Annotated in this window: 13 protein-coding genes and 1 tRNA gene; 1 reads left to right on the top strand and 13 read right to left on the bottom strand. The window is 29.7% G+C overall.

Features of this window, described 5'->3' with window-relative positions; genetic code table 11:
• Positions 1–52: 52 nt before the first annotated feature.
• The 11 genes from AMN83_RS04145 to AMN83_RS04095 form a co-directional block, all read right to left on the bottom strand.
• Positions 53–142: transfer RNA gene (locus tag AMN83_RS04145), tRNA-Ser, on the bottom strand.
• A 12-nt stretch (positions 143–154) separates the two neighbouring features.
• Positions 155–1,435, bottom strand: a complete 1,281-nt coding sequence (locus AMN83_RS04140; protein ID WP_075504415.1) for a hypothetical protein — start codon at positions 1,433–1,435, stop codon at positions 155–157.
• Entirely contained in the window at positions 1,432–2,217 is a 786-nt protein-coding gene (locus tag AMN83_RS04135) for a class I SAM-dependent methyltransferase (RefSeq protein WP_075504414.1), read from the bottom strand. Before AMN83_RS04135 ends, AMN83_RS04140 begins: the two co-directional genes overlap by 4 nt.
• Positions 2,214–4,022: a translation elongation factor 4 gene (gene lepA, locus AMN83_RS04130; protein WP_075504413.1), complete on the bottom strand. Its 1,809-nt coding sequence runs from the start codon at positions 4,020–4,022 to the stop codon at positions 2,214–2,216. Before lepA ends, AMN83_RS04135 begins: the two co-directional genes overlap by 4 nt.
• An 8-nt stretch (positions 4,023–4,030) precedes the next feature.
• A complete protein-coding gene (gene pheT, locus AMN83_RS04125; protein WP_075504412.1) occupies positions 4,031–6,439 on the bottom strand; it encodes a phenylalanine--tRNA ligase subunit beta in 2,409 nt (802 codons plus the stop codon).
• Positions 6,436–7,503, bottom strand: a complete 1,068-nt coding sequence (gene pheS, locus AMN83_RS04120) for a phenylalanine--tRNA ligase subunit alpha (RefSeq protein ID WP_075504411.1) — start codon at positions 7,501–7,503, stop codon at positions 6,436–6,438. Before pheS ends, pheT begins: the two co-directional genes overlap by 4 nt.
• A 43-nt stretch (positions 7,504–7,546) precedes the next feature.
• On the bottom strand, positions 7,547–7,903 hold the full coding sequence (gene rplT / locus AMN83_RS04115) for a 50S ribosomal protein L20 (protein WP_075504410.1): 357 nt from the start codon (positions 7,901–7,903) through the stop codon (positions 7,547–7,549).
• A gap of 2 nt (positions 7,904–7,905) precedes the next feature.
• Positions 7,906–8,112 carry a 50S ribosomal protein L35 gene (rpmI, locus tag AMN83_RS04110; protein WP_023854436.1) on the bottom strand — a complete coding sequence of 69 codons (207 nt, stop codon included), beginning with the start codon at positions 8,110–8,112 and terminating at the stop codon, positions 7,906–7,908.
• Positions 8,113–8,165: 53 nt separating this feature from the next.
• The gene (gene infC, locus AMN83_RS04105; protein ID WP_075504409.1) at positions 8,166–8,711 is read right to left on the bottom strand and encodes a translation initiation factor IF-3; all 546 of its coding nucleotides are present in this window, start codon (positions 8,709–8,711) and stop codon (positions 8,166–8,168) included.
• Positions 8,712–10,628 (bottom strand): threonine--tRNA ligase, encoded by a 1,917-nt coding sequence (gene thrS / locus AMN83_RS04100; protein WP_075504408.1) that lies wholly within the window; start codon positions 10,626–10,628, stop codon positions 8,712–8,714.
• Complete coding sequence (locus tag AMN83_RS04095) at positions 10,629–11,783, bottom strand: glycosyltransferase family 4 protein (RefSeq protein ID WP_075504407.1); 1,155 nt, start codon at positions 11,781–11,783, stop codon at positions 10,629–10,631.
• Between the two features lie 42 nt (positions 11,784–11,825).
• On the opposite strand from AMN83_RS04095, the gene AMN83_RS04090 reads away from it, so the two are divergent.
• A complete protein-coding gene (locus AMN83_RS04090) occupies positions 11,826–12,569 on the top strand; it encodes an alpha/beta hydrolase (RefSeq protein WP_075504513.1) in 744 nt (247 codons plus the stop codon).
• Here the strand turns inward: AMN83_RS04090 and gltB are convergent.
• Together gltB and AMN83_RS04080 are read right to left on the bottom strand one after the other, a co-directional pair.
• Positions 12,566–17,071, bottom strand: coding sequence for a glutamate synthase large subunit (gltB, locus tag AMN83_RS04085; protein WP_075504406.1), 4,506 nt, complete (start codon positions 17,069–17,071; stop codon positions 12,566–12,568). The genes AMN83_RS04090 and gltB overlap by 4 nt on opposite strands.
• The coding region (locus AMN83_RS04080) for an FAD-dependent oxidoreductase (protein WP_075504405.1) at positions 17,071–18,132 on the bottom strand (1,062 nt) is incomplete at its 5' end. The genes gltB and AMN83_RS04080, both read right to left, overlap by 1 nt.

Here is an 18,132-nt window from a genome sequence, read left to right as displayed (position 1 = left end):
TAAAAAAAGTCTAAAATGACTAAATTACCCTTGAAAAATAAAGCTTATTTGATGGTGGAGAGAATGGGATTCGAACCCATGAAAGAATTGCTCCTTTACACGCTTTCCAAGCGTGCGCCTTCAACCACTCGGCCACCTCTCCAAATAAAAAATTTCATTTTAAATATTCTTCATAAATAATATTCGCAAGTTTTGAATATCCTAAATCAGAATAATGAAGTCCATTTAGTTCCAAGGCAAATATTTTCCTAAAGTTTTTATCATCTATATAATTTTTAAAATTAATAGTTTTTATATTTAAATCACCTGAAATTTTATTTAGTAAATCGTACTCCATTTTACATAACAAAGTTTCATTTTCGAAACAATTATAGCTTGGTAGATAAACAATAGTTTTTTTAATTTTTGGAAATTTTATACTAAATACTTTTAAGATCTGCTTAATATATTTATCATTCAGCTCTAACTCATTTTTTTCTATAAAAATTTTTTTAATTACATCATTTAAAAATTTTAATTCAAAAAAGGACTCTTTGTAAGAAAAATTTTTTTTTTGATTTTTGTTTTCAGATATAAATTTTTCTTGATAAGAATTTTTTAACTCAAGATTATCAAAATAATTAAATCCGTTAAAACTACTATTTAGATATTTTTTTAAGTATTTATTTTCTAACTCCCAATTTAAATCAAAAAAATCGTTTCTATAAATTAACCAATAAATTTCATCAAAATTTATTTTTTTATTTATTTCAATCATTGATGATAATGAAATAAGAGGACCATTTCCAGCAATACCAACCGAATAAGTATCAATTCCCTTTGAAATAAGTATTTTATGTATTTCTTTATTTTCATCTACACAAAAACCATGTGCAAATGAATCTCCTGATAAAAGAATTTTGTAACCTTTTTTTAAATTACTATTATTGAAACCATACTTATCAGTTGAAATCAATTTCCAATGACCATATTCATTGCATTGAACATATTTTGAATTTGAAATATTTGATAAAATTAAAAAGCTCTCTTTTTGCATTATCTCTCTTGGTGTTATCATGGGAAATAATTTGTCAGAATAATCTTTTATATATTCCAATTGTGTTCTCGAATCATAATTTATGCCTAATTTTTTTAACTCTTGTTTTTGACGATTATCAATAGAATACTTTAAAAAATAAAATCCAAAAAGAAAGTTTAATGAATAGATAATTATAATAAAATTAAAAAAAATTATTTTTAGATACTTGCTATATTTTTCATACAAAAAAAAACAAGTTATGAAAAAGAAAGCCAAAAAAGATAATACAAAAATCTTAACTAGTTTATCTTGATATAAATACTTTTCTATTTTTAGAGCTAAAACAATACAGATAGAAACAAAAAATATAAAAAAAAATAATTTTTTAAATTTCATTTGATCTGGTGATTTAATCAACCTTCCTCTTTATAAAAACAAAGAGAAGTATTTTTTATTTTTTTTATTTTTCTATTTTCGGACACTTTATTAATGTATTTTACTACATCTTTAGATGATGTTTTGCCAACGTTATAGTCGTGCCAAAGAATTATTCCATTTTTTCTAATCATTTTAAATGCTTTTTCACTATCATTTTTAACAATACTGTATGTGTGACCTCCATCAATAAATATCAGGTCAAAAGCTTTTTCATAATTTTTTTCATCAAATTTTAAAGAGTTTTTAAAAATTACCTCAATTTTATTTTCTTCCTCCGAACCTGAGAAGAGAAATTTTTTGTATATACTTTCGTTGATAATATTCCTATATGAGACTTTATTGTCAGCATTATCAATTCTAAGATCTTCAACATCGCTTGGACCTAGTGTTAAAGTGATAATTTTACTATCAATTGATGAGTTCAAAGCCATTATATATGTCGTCTTGCCACTACATGTGCCGAATTCAAAAATATTTTTACTTACTTTACTTATACATCCGATTATCCATGCTTCATAATCAGAAGTCATTCCTACTATTTTGTTTTCAGCAGAAATTGAAAAAGTTTTAATAATTGCTTTCTTTTTAGGTGCTTGAATTATTTCATCAATTTTTACTGTTTCAAATATATTATGTATTTCATTTACATCAGTTTCTATTATTTTTTTTTTATAAAAAATATTTTTAATTTTTTTTTTGAAGTGAATAAAAATAAAAATAAAATTTGATATAATTAATATTAGTAAAAAAAAATTTTTCATTTTTCTTTTGATATTTTTAATACTCCTATAAAAGCTTCTTGGGGGATTTCGACTCTTCCAAATTGTTTGGATCTTGCTTTACCTTTTTTCTGTTTCTCTAAAAGTTTTCTTTTTCTATCCGTTGCTCCACCACCGTGAATTTTGGTTAAAACATCTTTTTTAAACCCTTTAATTGTTTCTCTAGCAATGATTTTACCCCCTATTGCAGCTTGAACTGGAATCATAAAGTTATGTCGAGGTATTAAATCTTTTAATTTTTCACAAACCTCTCTCCCAGTTTTTTGTGCAAAGTCTCTATGTATCATCATCGCTAAAGCATCAACTGGTTCTCCATTTACCAGAATACCAAGTTTTACCAAATCTCCCTCTCTATGCTCAATAATCTCATAGTCAAAACTAGCATAGCCACTAGTCATAGATTTTAGTCTATCATTAAAATCAAAAACAACTTCATTCAATGGTAATTCATAATTAACTACAGCTCTATTACCTGAATAACTTAAATTAGTCTGAATTCCTCTTTTATCCTGACACATTTTTATAATTGAGCCTAAATATTGGTCAGGAGTAATGATTGTTGCTTTTATCCATGGCTCTTCTATATATTTTATTAAAGTTGGATCAGGTAAACTTGATGGATTTTGAAGATCAATTATTTTTTCATTATTGAGATAAACTTTATAAACAACACCAGGTGTAGTTGTTAATAAATTAACATCAAATTCTCTTTCTAATCTTTCTGTCACTATTTCCAAATGAAGCAATCCTAAAAATCCACATCTAAAACCCAAACCTAAAGCAGATGATGACTCTGGCTCAAATGAGAAACTTGCATCATTCAATTGTAATTTAGCTAAACCATCTTTAAGTTTTTGAAACTCAGAACTATCTACTGGAAATAACCCACAGAACACTACCGGCTTACTTGGTTTAAATCCTGGCAAAGCATCTTTTAAAGGTTTTGAAGCATCACAAATCGTATCTCCAACTTTTGTTTCAGATAAAACTTTAATTCCTGTTGTAATAAATCCAATTTCACCTGTTTTTAGTTCATTTATGTCTACTGGCTTTGGTGTAAAAACCCCAACTTTTTCAACAATATACTCTTGATTGGTAGACATCATTTTTATTTTCATGTGTTTTGAAAGTTTTCCATCTATCACTCTCACTAAAATCACAACACCTAGATATGTATCATACCAACTATCAACCAATAAACATTTTAAATCTGCCGAACTTTCTCCTTTTGGAGCTGGTAATGTTGTAATAATTTGCTCTAAAATATCTTCTATTCCTTCGCCAGTTTTACCTGAACAAGGAATTGCATTTTCGGTATCAATTCCTATTACTTCCTCAATTTGTTTTTTTGTTCTATCTAAATCTGATGCAGGCAAATCAACCTTATTTAAAACTGGTACTATCTCATGGTTAGTATCTAAAGCTTGGTAAACATTTGCTAAAGTTTGAGCTTCCACCCCTTGTGTACTATCTACGATCAAAATTGAACCTTCACATGCATATAAAGATCTACTTACTTCATAACTGAAATCTACATGACCTGGGGTATCAATAATATTTAAAATATAATTTTTTCCATTTTTAGCTTTATAATTTAATTTTACAGTTTGAGCTTTAATTGTGATTCCTCTTTCACGTTCAATGTCCATAGAATCTAAAACTTGAGCTTTCATTTCTCTTTCAGTTAATCCACCACAACTATGAATAATTCTATCGGCTATAGTAGATTTTCCATGATCAATATGCGCAATTATTGCAAAATTTCTTATATTATCAATTAGACTCATTAATTATTTTAGGAACGAATTTTAGCGCCAGTTTTATTTTCAACTGTTTCTATTATCAAATTATTAGTTTTTTCTAAATCATTATCCGTTAATGTTTTTTCCAATGATTGAATGGTAACGCTTATAGCAACTGATTTTTGATTTTCAGGAATATTGTCTCCTTCATAAACGTCAAATACTTTAATGTTTGAAATTAAATTTTTATCAATATTTGATATGACACTTACTAAATCTTGCACACTTATTTTTTTATCAACAATAAATGCAAAATCTCTTTCAGATTTTTGAAAGTCTGATACTGAATATTTTGTTTTTTGATCTTTTAAAGATTTTTTTGGCAGTTTTAAATTATCTAAAAATATTTCGAAGCCTACTAAAGATTCTGTTTTAATATCCAGGTTTTTGATAATGTTAGGATGAATTTCACCAAAATAAGCGGCTACCTTATCTTTTCCCTTATTTAAAAATACTCTGCCTGATTTTCCTGGATGATAATAATTAGGGCTTTCATCATCAATATAAAATTTTTCTGAATCATAACCAGCTTCTACTAATGTTTGTATAACATCTCTTTTAATATCAAAAACATCTACATTTCTATCTTTTTCAATCCATGAAAGTCTAGATTTTTTTCCAGCTGACAAACCACAAACAATAGTATTCTGTTCTCCAGGTTGTGAACCATAAAAAATTGGCCCTATTTCAAATATTGATAAATCTTTAATTCCTCTATCTAAGTTTTTGCTCATGTACATCACTAAATTTGAAAAAATAGAATTTCTTAATACTCCCAATTCAGAGCTAATTGGATTTACAATTTTTATTTCTTTACTGGCTTGTTTAAAATGATTGTTATATTTTGAATCTGTAAAAGACCAAGTAATAGCCTCCAAATACCCTTTGGATGCAACTGCCCTTTGAAGAAAATGAAATAACTTTTGAGTTGGATTTAATGTATTTTTTGATCTTTCTTTAATAGGATTTTCTATTTTTATTTTTTCATATCCACTAATTCTTACAAGCTCTTCAACTATATCAATTTCTTGTACAATATCTGGTCTCCAAGATGGAACTGATAATTTAAAGAATTTTTTTTCTTTTTTTAATTTAAAACCAAGTTTTTCTAAAATGTTTATCATTTCCTTGGTTGAAATTTTTAAACCAGTAACTTTTTCGAACATTTTTGGTTCAAATTTTATTACTTTGTTTTTATAAGTTTCAATTTTTTGAACATCTATTTTACTAATTTCACCACCACAAATTTCCTTGATTAAAAAAGCTGCTTTATTTAATCCATCTTCAATAGATAACCGATCGATACCTCTTTCAAATCTAAATTTAGCATCTGTATCGATATTCAATTTTTTTGCTGTTTTTCTAATTGATCTTGGATCAAAATAAGCCGACTCTAATAAAACATTTTTTGTAACTAGCTCTGTACCAGATCTTGTTCCTCCAATAATTCCTCCTAGGCCTAAAACACCTTTGTTATCACTTATTACACACATTCCATCATCTAGTTTATAATTTTTGTTATCTAGTGCAGTAAATTCTTCTCCTGAATTTGAATTTCTAACAATTATTCCCTTATCAATTTTGTCAGCATCGTATGCATGTAAAGGTCGATTAATATCAATCATGACATAATTTGTAATATCTACAATCGCAGATATTGGTTTTTGTCCTATAGAAATTAATTTATCTTTCAGCCATTGAGGGCTTTCTGTATTTTTGACGTTAGTTATCAAACAACTACCAAAAGATAAACAACCTTGATTTTTTTCTTTTGTTATTTTTACTTTTAAGGTCTGTTTTTTATTAGATTTAATTTTTTTATCTTTTTGTGGTTTTAAGTTTCCAAAACCTGCGGCTGATAAATCTCTTGCTATCCCCCGAACACCAAGACAGTCTGGTCTATTTGGTGTAATTGATAAATCAATAAGATTAGAACTTGGTTTAGAAAAATAACTTTTTCCAACATTTTTTGCATATTTTGATGACGACAGCTCAGTAATCCCATCACTTTCATCTGATAAATTCAATTCAGATTCGGAACATAGCATTCCGTAAGATGTAATATCTCTTATTTTAGCAACAACAAGTTTAGTTTTGTTTTTTGGAATTATTGCGCCTGGTGGTGCATATACAGTAAGAAGGCCCTTTCTTGCATTTGCAGCACCACAAACAACTTTTTTGATTTCTTTATTACCAACATCAACATCACAAACTTTAAGTCTATCTGCATTAGGATGTTTTTCTGTTTTTATAATTTTTGCTACCTTAAATAAATCTAGTCCCTCAGATAAGTTTTCTATACTCTCAACCTCAAGACCTATGTCTGTTAGTTTCCCAAGAAGTTTATCTTCTTTAGCACTTACTTTTAAATGATCTTTTAACCAATCATATGTAATCTTCATCTGCTTAAACCTCTGTAATTTGAAGGAACATCAAGTGGATCAAAACCAAAATGATTTAACCATCTGTAGTCACAATCAAAAAACGCTCTTAAATCATTAATGCCGTATTTAAGCATCGCTAATCGGTCTATACCTATGCCAAAGGCATATCCTTGATATTTATAAGGGTCTACTTTTACGTTTCTTAAAACATTAGGATGCACCATGCCACAGCCTAAAATTTCAAGCCACTTATCTCCTTCTCCGATAATTATTTTGCCATCTTTTATTTCATAACCAATATCGACTTCTGCAGATGGTTCTGTGAATGGAAAATGACTAGGTCTAAATCTCATTTTAATTTTTTCGACTTCAAAAAATTCTTTAATAAAATAATTCAAGCATCCTTTCAAATGCCCCATATTAATATTTGTGTCAATATGCAAACCTTCTACTTGATGAAACATTGGTGCGTGTGTTTGATCACTATCAGATCTATAAGTTCTCCCAGGAGCAATGATCTTAAATGGAGGTTTATTTTTTAGCATAGTTCTAATTTGAACTGGTGAAGTATGAGTTCGTAACAAAACCTGTTTGTTTTCATCTAAGTAAAATGTATCATGCATATCTCTTGCTGGATGATTGTCAGGTGTGTTTAAAGCAGTAAAGTTGTTATATTCATTTTCAACATCAGGGCCTTCCTCAACACTAAATCCTATTTCAGAGAAAATAGATGAAATTTCATCAATAGTTTGTGATACCGGATGAACTTTTCCTCTAACAAATGGTCTTTCAGGTAAAGTTATATCAACTTTTTCTTTTTCTAATTTTTCGTTTATTTTTTTTCCTTCTATCTCACTAATTTTAGAAGTTATCAAATTCTGAAGTTCGTCTTTAACTTGATTTAAATCTGATGCAAATTTTTTTCTATCAGTCTCTGGAATCGAACCTATTGTTTTAAATTTTGAAGAAATTAAACCACTTTTACCGAAGAGTTCGGTTTTGATTTCATTAATTTGATCAGTGCTCAGATCATTTTCAAGCTTTGATATAAACTGATCTCTAATATTTTTTATCTCTGACATATTAGTAGATTATTTCCTTAAGAAATAAAAACAATAGCGAAGATTAATTTAAAGCTGATTGAGCTTTTTGTACAATTGTTTTGAATGCTTCTGGGCTATCGTAAGCAATTTCAGCAAGAATTTTTCTATCTATTGCAATACCACATTTAGTTAATCCATTGATAAATTTTGAATAAGTTAAGCCTTCAGCTCTTACTCCAGCATTGATTCTCTGTATCCACAATGATTTAAAATCTCTTTTTTTATTTCTTCTGTCTCTGTAAGCGTATTGCATGGATTTTTCCATAGCTTGCTTAGCAACTCTAATGGTATTTTTTCTTCTACCCCATTGACCCTTTACAGCTTTTAAAACTTTTTTATGTTTAGCTTTACTAGTTACACCTCTTTTAACTCTTGCCATGATTAACCTCGTAAACTGTAAGGCATGTATGACTTAACAATTTTTCCATCTTGTTTAGACAATGTTGTAGTGCCTCTAAGTTTTCTTATTTGTGAATTCGTTCTTTTGATCATGCCATGTCTTTTACCTGCTTGAGCAGAAATAACTTTACCCTTTGCGGATATTTTAAATCTTTTTTTTGCTGAGCTTTTTGTTTTTAGTTTTGGCATAATTCTGCGGACTTATACAAAGAAAGATATAATTTTACAACCTCTATTAAAGCTTATAAAGGCTGAATTACCATGATCATTTGCTTTCCATCAAACTTGGGATGCAATTCTACCTTGCCAATATCCTTCATATCTTCTTTAATTTTACCCATTAGTTCATTTCCTAGATGGGAATGCTGAAGCTCTCTACCTTTGAATCTTATAGTAAATTTGACCTTATCTCCTTTAGCTATAAATTTTTTAGCATTTTTGACTTTAAACTCATAATCATGAGTTTCAGTAACAGGTCTCATTTTAATTTCTTTTAAAGAAACAATTTTTTGTTTTTTCTTTGCAAGATTAGCTTTTTTCTGAACATCATACTTATATTTACCCATATCCATTATTTTACATACAGGAGGATTCGCGTTAGGTGCTATTTCAATTAAATCTAAACCTTGATTTTTTGCCATGGAAATAGCTTCATTAGTATTCATCACTCCAAGATTTTCTCCATCACTTGCTATAACCTGAACATCAGGAGAAGAAATTCTATTATTAGATCTTGGACCTCTGTCCTTAGTTCTTCTTTGAAAATAATTTTGTTTGAAGTCTGCCACTTAGTTTGATGATGCTTTATTTAAAGCAGAGAATGTTTTTAAGAATTGATCTATACCCATATTTTCTTGTTTATTAGAGTCTAATCTTCTAATCGTTACTGAATTGGAGTCAACTTCTTTTTTACCACAAATTAATAAAAGCGGTATTTTTGCTAAAGAATGATCTCTAATTTTATAATTTAAATTATGATTTTTTAAATCTACTGCAGAACTTATGCCCGAATTTTTAATTTTATTTGATACTTCGACTGCATAGTCATTAAATTCTTCTGAAATAGGTATTACCATAGTCTGTAAAGGAGATATCCAAAATGGAAACTTGCCTGCATAGTTTTCAATTAAAATTCCAATAAATCTCTCTAGAGAACCAAATAATGCTCGGTGCAACATAACAGGAACTTTTTTAGTACCATCTTTATCAACATAAGAAGCATCTAATCTTCCAGGTAAATTTAAATCTACTTGTAAAGTTCCACATTGCCAATCTCTGCCAATAGCATCTCGTAAAACAAATTCAATTTTAGGACCATAAAATGCTCCCTCACCTTTATTAATAGTATATTCTAATTTAGAAGCTTTAACGGCTTCAAGCAAAGAGGCTTCTGCTTTATCCCAAACTGAATCATCACCAACTCTTACTTCTGGCCTATCTGCATATTTTAGAATCACATTTTCAAAACCAAGGTCCTTATAAATATCTAGTATTAGATTTGTAACAATTAAACATTCGCTAGTAATTTGATCTTCGGTGCAAAAAATATGGGCATCATCTTGAGTAAAGGCTCTTACTCTTAATAACCCATGTAAAGCGCCTGATGGCTCATAACGATGAACTTTACCAAATTCAGCAAAACGTAACGGAAGATCCCTGTAACTTTTTAAGCCTTGATTAAATACCTGGATATGACCAGGGCAATTCATTGGTTTAATTGCAAAAACTTTCTCATCTGGTGTTTCAGAAGTATACATGTTTTCTCCATATTTTTCCCAATGCCCAGATTTTTCCCATAGTTGTCTATCTAGTACCTCTGGAGTATTGACCTCTTTATAACCAGCTGCATCTTGTCTGCTTCTCATGTAGTTAATGAGCTTTTGAAACAAACTCCATCCTCTTTCATGCCAAAATACTGAGCCAGGGCTTTCTTCTCTAAAATGAAATAAATCCATTTCTCTACCTAATTTTCTGTGATCTCTTTTTTCGGCTTCTTCTATTCTTTTTAAATATTCATCTAGGTCTTTTTGAGTTGCCCAACTCGTACCATATATTCGTTGCAACATTTCATTATTAGAGTCTCCTCTCCAATATGCTCCTGATACTTTTGTAAGTTTAAAATATTTCCCTATTTTACCTGTAGAGGATAAATGTGGACCTCTACATAAATCATGCCATTCTCCGTGAAAATAAATTGATACATCTTCATTTTCAGGTATTGCTTCAATTAGCTCTGCTTTATAAATTTCTCCTTTTTTTTTAAAATGGCTAATTGCTTTGTTTCTATCCCAAACTTCTCTTTTTGTTGTTTCATTCCTATCGACAATCTCTTTCATTTTATTTTCAATTTTAACAAGATCATCCTCTGTAAATGGTTCTTTTCTAGCAAAGTCATAATAAAATCCATTTTCAATCACGGGTCCAATTGTAACTTGTGTACCAGGAAATAATTCTTGAACAGCCATAGCTAAAATATGAGCTGTGTCATGCCTTATAGTTTCCAAGCCCTCAGGATTTTTTGAGGTAAAAATTTTTACAGAACAATCATTTTTAATTAGAAAATCAAGATCTTTAAGTTCACCATCAACACTTATGACCATGGCCTCTTTAGCTAACGATTTGCTAATTTTTTCAGCTACTTCTAGTCCAGTAACTTTATTAGGAAAGTCAATATTGTTTCCGTCGGGTAATGTTATTATCGGCATTTAATTTAATAATCTCTTATACTCTGAATAAGTAGAAAAGCACATTTTTTCAACATTAAATTTTTGAACTATGTTTTTTCTTCCCTCATTACCAATTGATTTTAATAGAGTTTCATCCATGTTAAGAGTTCTTAATATTTTATTACTTAATGATTTAGCATTTCCTGCTTCATATAAAAAACCAGTTTTTTCATCAATTATTGTTTCATTAGAACCTCCAATGTTGCTCGCTATAATTGGTTTTTCCATCGATTGTGCTTCAACAGCAACTCTTCCAAAAGCCTCTGGTTCTGTTGAGGCTGAAACAATAATATCAGAAACTTTATAAGCTAATGCCATATCCTTACAATGATCTATGAATCTTATTTGTTTAGACAATCTGTATTGCTCCGAAAGTCTTATTAATTTTTTCTTATATAAATCTCTACCTTGATCACTGCCTAGAATGACAGCATAAAAAGATTCATAACCGAGTTCTATATTCACTAAATTAATTGCCTCTATAAAAACTTCCTGTCCTTTCCAGGAAGTTAATCTACCAGGTAAAAGTATAATTTTTTTATCTTTTTCAATGTCCCATTTTTTTAATAATTTTTTTTCGTCAATTTCAATTTTAGTTGTTGGGTCAAAGTAGTCGACGTTTATTCCTCTAAAAATAACCATTAATTTTTTTTTCTCATTTAAATATTTTGAATAATTTTTTTTAATATGAGAAAAAATAAAATTAGATCCTGCAATTATTAAATCTGCTCTAGTCATTACTGAATTATAAATTTTTTTTATATTACTCTTAAAATTGTATGTTCCATGAAATGTAGTTACAAATTTTCGTCCTGTGATTTTTGTTGCTAACAAACATGACCAAGCAGGTGCTCTACTTCTCGCGTGAACAAGAGAAATATTATAAACTAAAATTATTCCAATTAAGATAAAAGCATTAATTAAAATTAGTAGAGGATTTTTACTTTGCACTGGAAGTCTAAATATTTTAACTTTTTTTCTATCTACAAATTTAAGTAATTCACCACCGCTTGTTACAATAAATGATTTACAATTATTTTCTGGTAAATAATGTGCAATATCATAACAACCTGTTTCAGCTCCTCCATAACCTAATTTTGGAATTACTTGTAAAACTTTTAAATTAGATGACATTTGATATGATTATATATTAATAGACAAAACTTATAAATGATTATGGCAAATTTCAGATTTCACCAAATATCAAATACAAAGAAAATTAGATATATTTCCAAAATTTTTAAAAATAGTTCTTTTATAGTTTTTTTGCATGGTTTTATGTCAGATCTTGAAGGAAAAAAACCAAATGCTTTTTTGAAATTTGCTAAAAAAAATAAAGTAAGTTTTTTAGCACTAGAATACTCTGGTCATGGAAAATCTTCTGGAAAATTTGTAAATGGAAATATTTCAAAATGGAGTAAAGAAACGTCAATTTTAATTAGAAAATACGTTAAAAAAAAAGAATTTGTGCTAATTGGTTCAAGTATGGGCGCATGGATTTCGCTCAATCAATTCAAAATTTTCAAAAAACAGATTAAAGGATTTTTAGGAATAGGGGCTGCTCCTGAATTTTTAGAAAATTTAATGTGGAAAAAATTTACTAAAAAAATGAAAGAGGAAACAATAAGTAAGGGTATTTATCAATTAAAACATGGCAATTATGAATATCCAATTACTCTACAATTAATAAAAGATGGAAGAAAAAACAAAGTCTTAAATAAAAAAATTAATTCAAATATTAAAGTAACAATGGTTCATGGTGAAAAAGATGAGGCAGTTCCTGTCTCATATTCAAGAAAAGTTTTAAGATTATTTCCAAAAGCTAAGAAAAAATTAAATATTTTAAAAAAAGGTGATCACAGTTTATCAAATAAAAAATGGTTAAATATAATTTTAAAAGAGCTTAAATTATTAATTTAGCTAACTTTTTTTATATCTTTTTTTAAAGTAATTGGATTTTTTAATTTATCCAACATTTCTTTAGGACACACCTGAACAAAATTATTTACTTCATCATCAAAGTTTTCAATTATTTTTTTCGATAATTGAGACTCAGTTTCTTTGAAGTGCTCACTGACTAAATTTTTTAAATATTCTTTCCAATAATCTGTCTCTACATTTTGCCAAACTACTGATTCTGGATTTACTTTCTTTTCAAATTGTTGAGATTTATCATATATAAAGGCCATTCCACCTGTCATACCAGCTGCAAAATTATCACCAACATCTCCTAAAATTACTACAGTTCCACCAGTCATATATTCACATCCATTTGAATCGCATCCCTCAATTACTGTAACTGCACCAGAATTTCTAACTGAAAATCTTTCACCAGCTTGGCCAGCAGCAAAAAGTTTTCCTGAAGTAGCTCCGTAAAGAACAGTATTTCCTAAAATTGTATTCTCATTTGAAACTAAATTGCTCTCTTCAGGTAATTTTATTGAAATAGTAGCTCCTGACAAACCTTTACCAACATAATCATTTGCATCTCCCTTTAATACAAGTTTTAAACCTTTAGAAGAAAATGCACCAAATGATTGACCTGCTGATCCTTTAAAATTTAAAACTAAAAAGTTTTCATCAAGTTTTTCATAACCATATTTTTTATACAAATGATGAGAAATTCTAGTGCCTACTGCCCTATGAGTATTTTTTATTTGATATTCTTTCTCAATTTTTTCAGAATTATCCAAAGCTTGTTCAATTTCTGGCCAAATTTGTTGGTCAAGTGTGTCTGGTACACTATTTATTTCTTGATCCTCACAATACCTTGGATTATTTCCAGTATCAGCTTGAACAAATAAAGGATTTAAATCTAAATCGTCTAAATTTGGAGAACCTTTACTAACCTGTTTTAACAAGTCTGTCCTACCAATCACTTCATTTAATGATTTAAAACCTAAATTTGCTAATATTTCTCTTACTTCACTGGCTATAAATGTAAACAAATTAACTACTTTTTCTGGAGTCCCAGTAAATTTTTCTCTGAGCTTTTCATCTTGAGTGCAAACGCCTACAGGACATGTATTAGAATGACACTGCCTTACCATTATACAACCCATTGCAACTAAAGCTGTAGTAGCAACACCATATTCTTCAGCACCCATCATTGCAGCTATCACCACATCTCTTCCGGTTTTAATTCCACCGTCTGTTCTTAAAGTAACTTTATGTCTAAGATTATTTAAAGTTAATACCTGGTTTGCTTCCGTCAAACCCATTTCCCATGGTATTCCAACATACTTAACACTAGTCTGTGGTGTTGCTCCTGTTCCGCCATTATGTCCAGAAATTAATATTATATCTGCTTTTGCTTTAGCTACACCAGCTGCAATTGTTCCTACTCCAGAGGAAGCAACAAGCTTAACTCCAATTCTTGCTTTAGGATTTATCTGTTTTAAATCATAAATTAATTGTGCAAGATCTTCGATTGAATAAATATCATGATGTGGTGGTGGTGATATTAAAGTAACTCCAGGAGTTGAATGTCTAAGTTTAGCAATTTCCTCTGTAACTTTAAATCCTGGTAGCTGACCTCCCTCACCAGGCTTAGCGCCTTGTGCAATTTTAATTTCTATCTCATTACAATTATTAAGATAATTAACTGTAACTCCGAATCTTGCAGAAGCTATTTGTTTTACTCTTGAGTTTGCGCTGTCACCATTATCTAAAACTTTAAATCTACTTGCATCTTCACCGCCCTCTCCACTACATGAAGCACCTTTAATCCTATTCATACCAGTTGCCAAAGTTTCATGTGCCTCTTTTGATAAAGCTCCATGAGACATGCTCCCACTTCCAAATCTTTTTAAAATATTTTCTATTGGCTCAACCTCAGAAATATCTATTGGCCCACTTAATTTTTTTTCTCTGAAATCAATTAAGTCTCTAAGATTAATAGGTGGTATGCTGTATATTCCATCCGCATATCTTTTATAGGCATCATAAGAATTAGATCCTACTGCACTTTGAAGTAAATGAATTAATTTTCCTTGATATTGATGAGTTTCACCATTTTTACGATATCTATATATACCGCCTATCGGCAATATAGTTTCAGAACTTTCAAATGCCTCTTTATGAATTTCTCTAATTTTTTTCTCTATGCCCGTAAGTCCAATACCTGAAATTTTAGAGACAACTCCTGGAAAATAATCTGCAACAATTGTTCTACTTAAACCTACGGTTTCAAAGTTACATCCACCTCTATAAGAACTTAGAACTGAAATACCCATCTTAGACATGATCTTTAATAAACCTGCGTTTACTGATTTTATGTATCTCTCTACACATTCATCAAAGCTAAATTTACCAAATAATTTCTTTTCATGACGCTGAAATAAACTATCAAATGCTAAGTATGGATTTACAGTAGTTGCTCCAACTCCTATTAAGGTTGCAAAAGAGTGTGTATCTAAAGCCTCTCCAGATTGAACATTTATTGATACATATCCTCTTAGTTTTTTTTCAATAAGGAATGAATTAATTGATCCAACTGCTAAAAGCATTGGTATTGGTAGTTTTAAGCTAGAAAGCTCTTTGTCACTTAAAATTAATTGAGTAACTCCCTGTCTTACTGCAATTTCAGCTTCTTTTTGAATTTTTTTAATTGAATCAAATAAAGTTTCTTCCTCAGAAAAAGTACAATCAATTATAGATGAATTGTTACCAAAAAAATTTATAAATTTTTCAAACTGAGAATTTGATAATATTGGACTATTTAAAACATAAATATTTTGCTTTGTTAAATTATCAAAATTTAAAATATTTCCAAGATTTCCAAATCTTGTTTTCAAACTCATAACTTTGTTTTCTCTTAAAGAGTCTATTGGTGGGTTTGTGACTTGACTAAAATTTTGTCTAAAAAAATGGTACAACGGTCTATACCTATCTGACAAAACAGCCAATGGTGTATCGTCCCCCATAGATCCAGTTGCTTCTTTAGCATCTTCTGCCATAGGATGCAGTATGAGCTCAAGATCTTCTAGACTAATTCCAAAAGTATATTGTCTTCTTCTTAAATCATCTCCCGAAAAAGAATTTTTTTCATCTGAAATAGTTAACTTATCATCTAGGTCGATAATTTGTGAATTAAAGTGTTTATACTCTTTGGCTAAATAATCTTTTATTTGCTTGTTTGTAAATACTTTACCTTTTTCTATTCTAACTCCAATTATTTCCCCAGGACCCAATCTTCCCTTTGACAAAATTCTTTTTTCATTTAATTCAATCATTCCTGTTTCAGAACCTGCAAATAATAATTTGTCTTTTGTAATTGCATATCTTAAAGGTCTTAATCCATTTCTATCATTTGCAGCTATAACCCACTCATTATCAGTTCCAGCAATAGCAGCTGGTCCATCCCATGGCTCCATAGTGCTGTTCAAAAAATTAAATAATTGTTGGTGATCTTTTGGTAGAGTTTTATTTTTTTTAGACCATGCGTCTGGAACCAACATAAGCTTCGCCAAAGGCGCAGGCTGACCAGATATATTTAATAATTCAAAAACATTGTCTAATGCAGCGGAGTCTGATGCTCCTTGTTGTATAACAGGTTTTAAGTTTTCAACATCGTCAAAAAGGGGACTGTTCATTTCTTGTTCATGAACTTTCATCCAATTTTTATTTCCTCTATAAGTATTAATTTCTCCATTATGCGCTATAGCTCTAAAGGGTTGAGCTAAATTCCAGCTAGGTGCTGTGTTTGTTGAAAATCTTTGATGAAAAATAACAAACCTTGAAACAAATCTCTCATCTTTTAGATCAAGGTAGAAATCTGAGATAGCTTCAGCTAAAAACATCCCCTTGTAAATGATAGATTTAGAACTCAATGAACAAATATAAAAATTGTTTAAAGACTTTTTAAAAGCTTCATTTTCTATCTTTCTTCTAGTTTCATAAATTTTTCTTTCTAAATCTTTATTTGTTAATTCTGGATTATAAGGCTTAAACAATACTTGAATAATTTCAGGCATTGTTTGGAATGCCTTTTCTCCTAAAACTTTTGGATTAACTGGAACTTGTCTCCAACCGTAAATACTAAAATCATTTTTTGTTAATTCACTTTCAACAATAGTTTTGCAACTTTCTTGTGCTGCGTAATCATTCCGAGGCAGAAATATCATGCCCACACATATTTCAGAATTGTCATGTGTGTGTCCTGTCACTTCTATCTTTTCAATGAAGAAATCTTTTGGTATTTCAACATGAATTCCAGCTCCATCACCAGTTTTTCCATCAGCATCCACAGCGCCTCTATGCCAAACTGCTTTTAATGCTTCAATACCATACTCTACAACTTTACGAGATTTTTTACCTTCAGTAGATGCAATTATGCCAACACCACAAGCATCATGCTCCATGTCTTCTGAATAAACATTATTTTCTTTTAAAAGGTGAAGGTTTTTTTTATAATTTTCCATCAAGCCACTCTTTTTTCCACTTTAGATTTACTCTCTAGATAAGTTTTAATTGAAGCTGCTGCATCCCTTCCATCTTTTATCGCCCAAACAACTAATGAAGCTCCTCTAACTATATCACCAGCAGCAAACACCCCTTTTAAATTTGTTTCCATAGTATCAAAATCTGTTTTAATAGTTCCCCACTTTGTTACTTGTAATTCACTACTATCAAATAAATTTGGTAAATCTTCAGGATCAAAACCTAGTGCTTTGATAACCATATCAGCTTTTGTTTCGTAACTTGAGCCTTCTTGTACTTGTGGCTTTCTTCTTCCTGTCTCGTCTGGATCACCTAGTTTAATTTGATCTACAATTATTTTTTCTACTTTATTTGTACCTTTAAATTCTTTAGGACTTGATAACCAAACAAACTCAACACCTTCTTCTTCTGCATTTGCAACTTCTCTAGCAGATCCTGGCATATTTTCTTTATCTCTTCTATACAAACATTTAACAGATTTTGCATTCTGTCTTATAGAAGTTCTTACACAATCCATTGCTGTGTCACCTCCACCGATTACAACAATATCTTTACCTTCTGCATTTAAAATTCCTTTGTCAAACAACTCAACATCATCTCCTAGACCTTTTTTATTGGATGCTGTTAAAAAATCCATTGCAGGAAAAATATTATCAAGATCATTTCCAGGTAAGTTTACTTCTCTTGCTTTATAAACTCCTGTTGCAATTAAAATTGCATCATGTTTTTTTCTCAATTGATCTAGGCTTGCATCCTTACCAACTTCAAAATTTTGAACAAATTCAATTCCCCCATCCTTTAAGAGTTTTGTTCTTCGCTCTACAACTTCTTTTTCTAATTTAAAATTTGGAATTCCATAAATTAATAATCCTCCTGCTCTATCATATCTATCGTAGACAGTAATTTTGTATCCATTTTTTCTTAATTGTTCTGCGGCAGCTAAACCAGCAGGACCTGCTCCTATAATTCCTACGCTTTGATTTTTTTCATTTGTTATCTTAATTGGTTTTACCCAGCCCTCAGCCCAAGCATTATCTGTAAT

This window comes from Candidatus Pelagibacter communis, from assembly GCF_001180025.1.
GTDB classification, from domain to species: Bacteria; Pseudomonadota; Alphaproteobacteria; order Pelagibacterales; family Pelagibacteraceae; genus Pelagibacter; species Pelagibacter ubique_A.
Note: the sequence above shows the minus strand (reverse complement) of the source record. Positions and strands in the feature narration are given on the sequence as shown.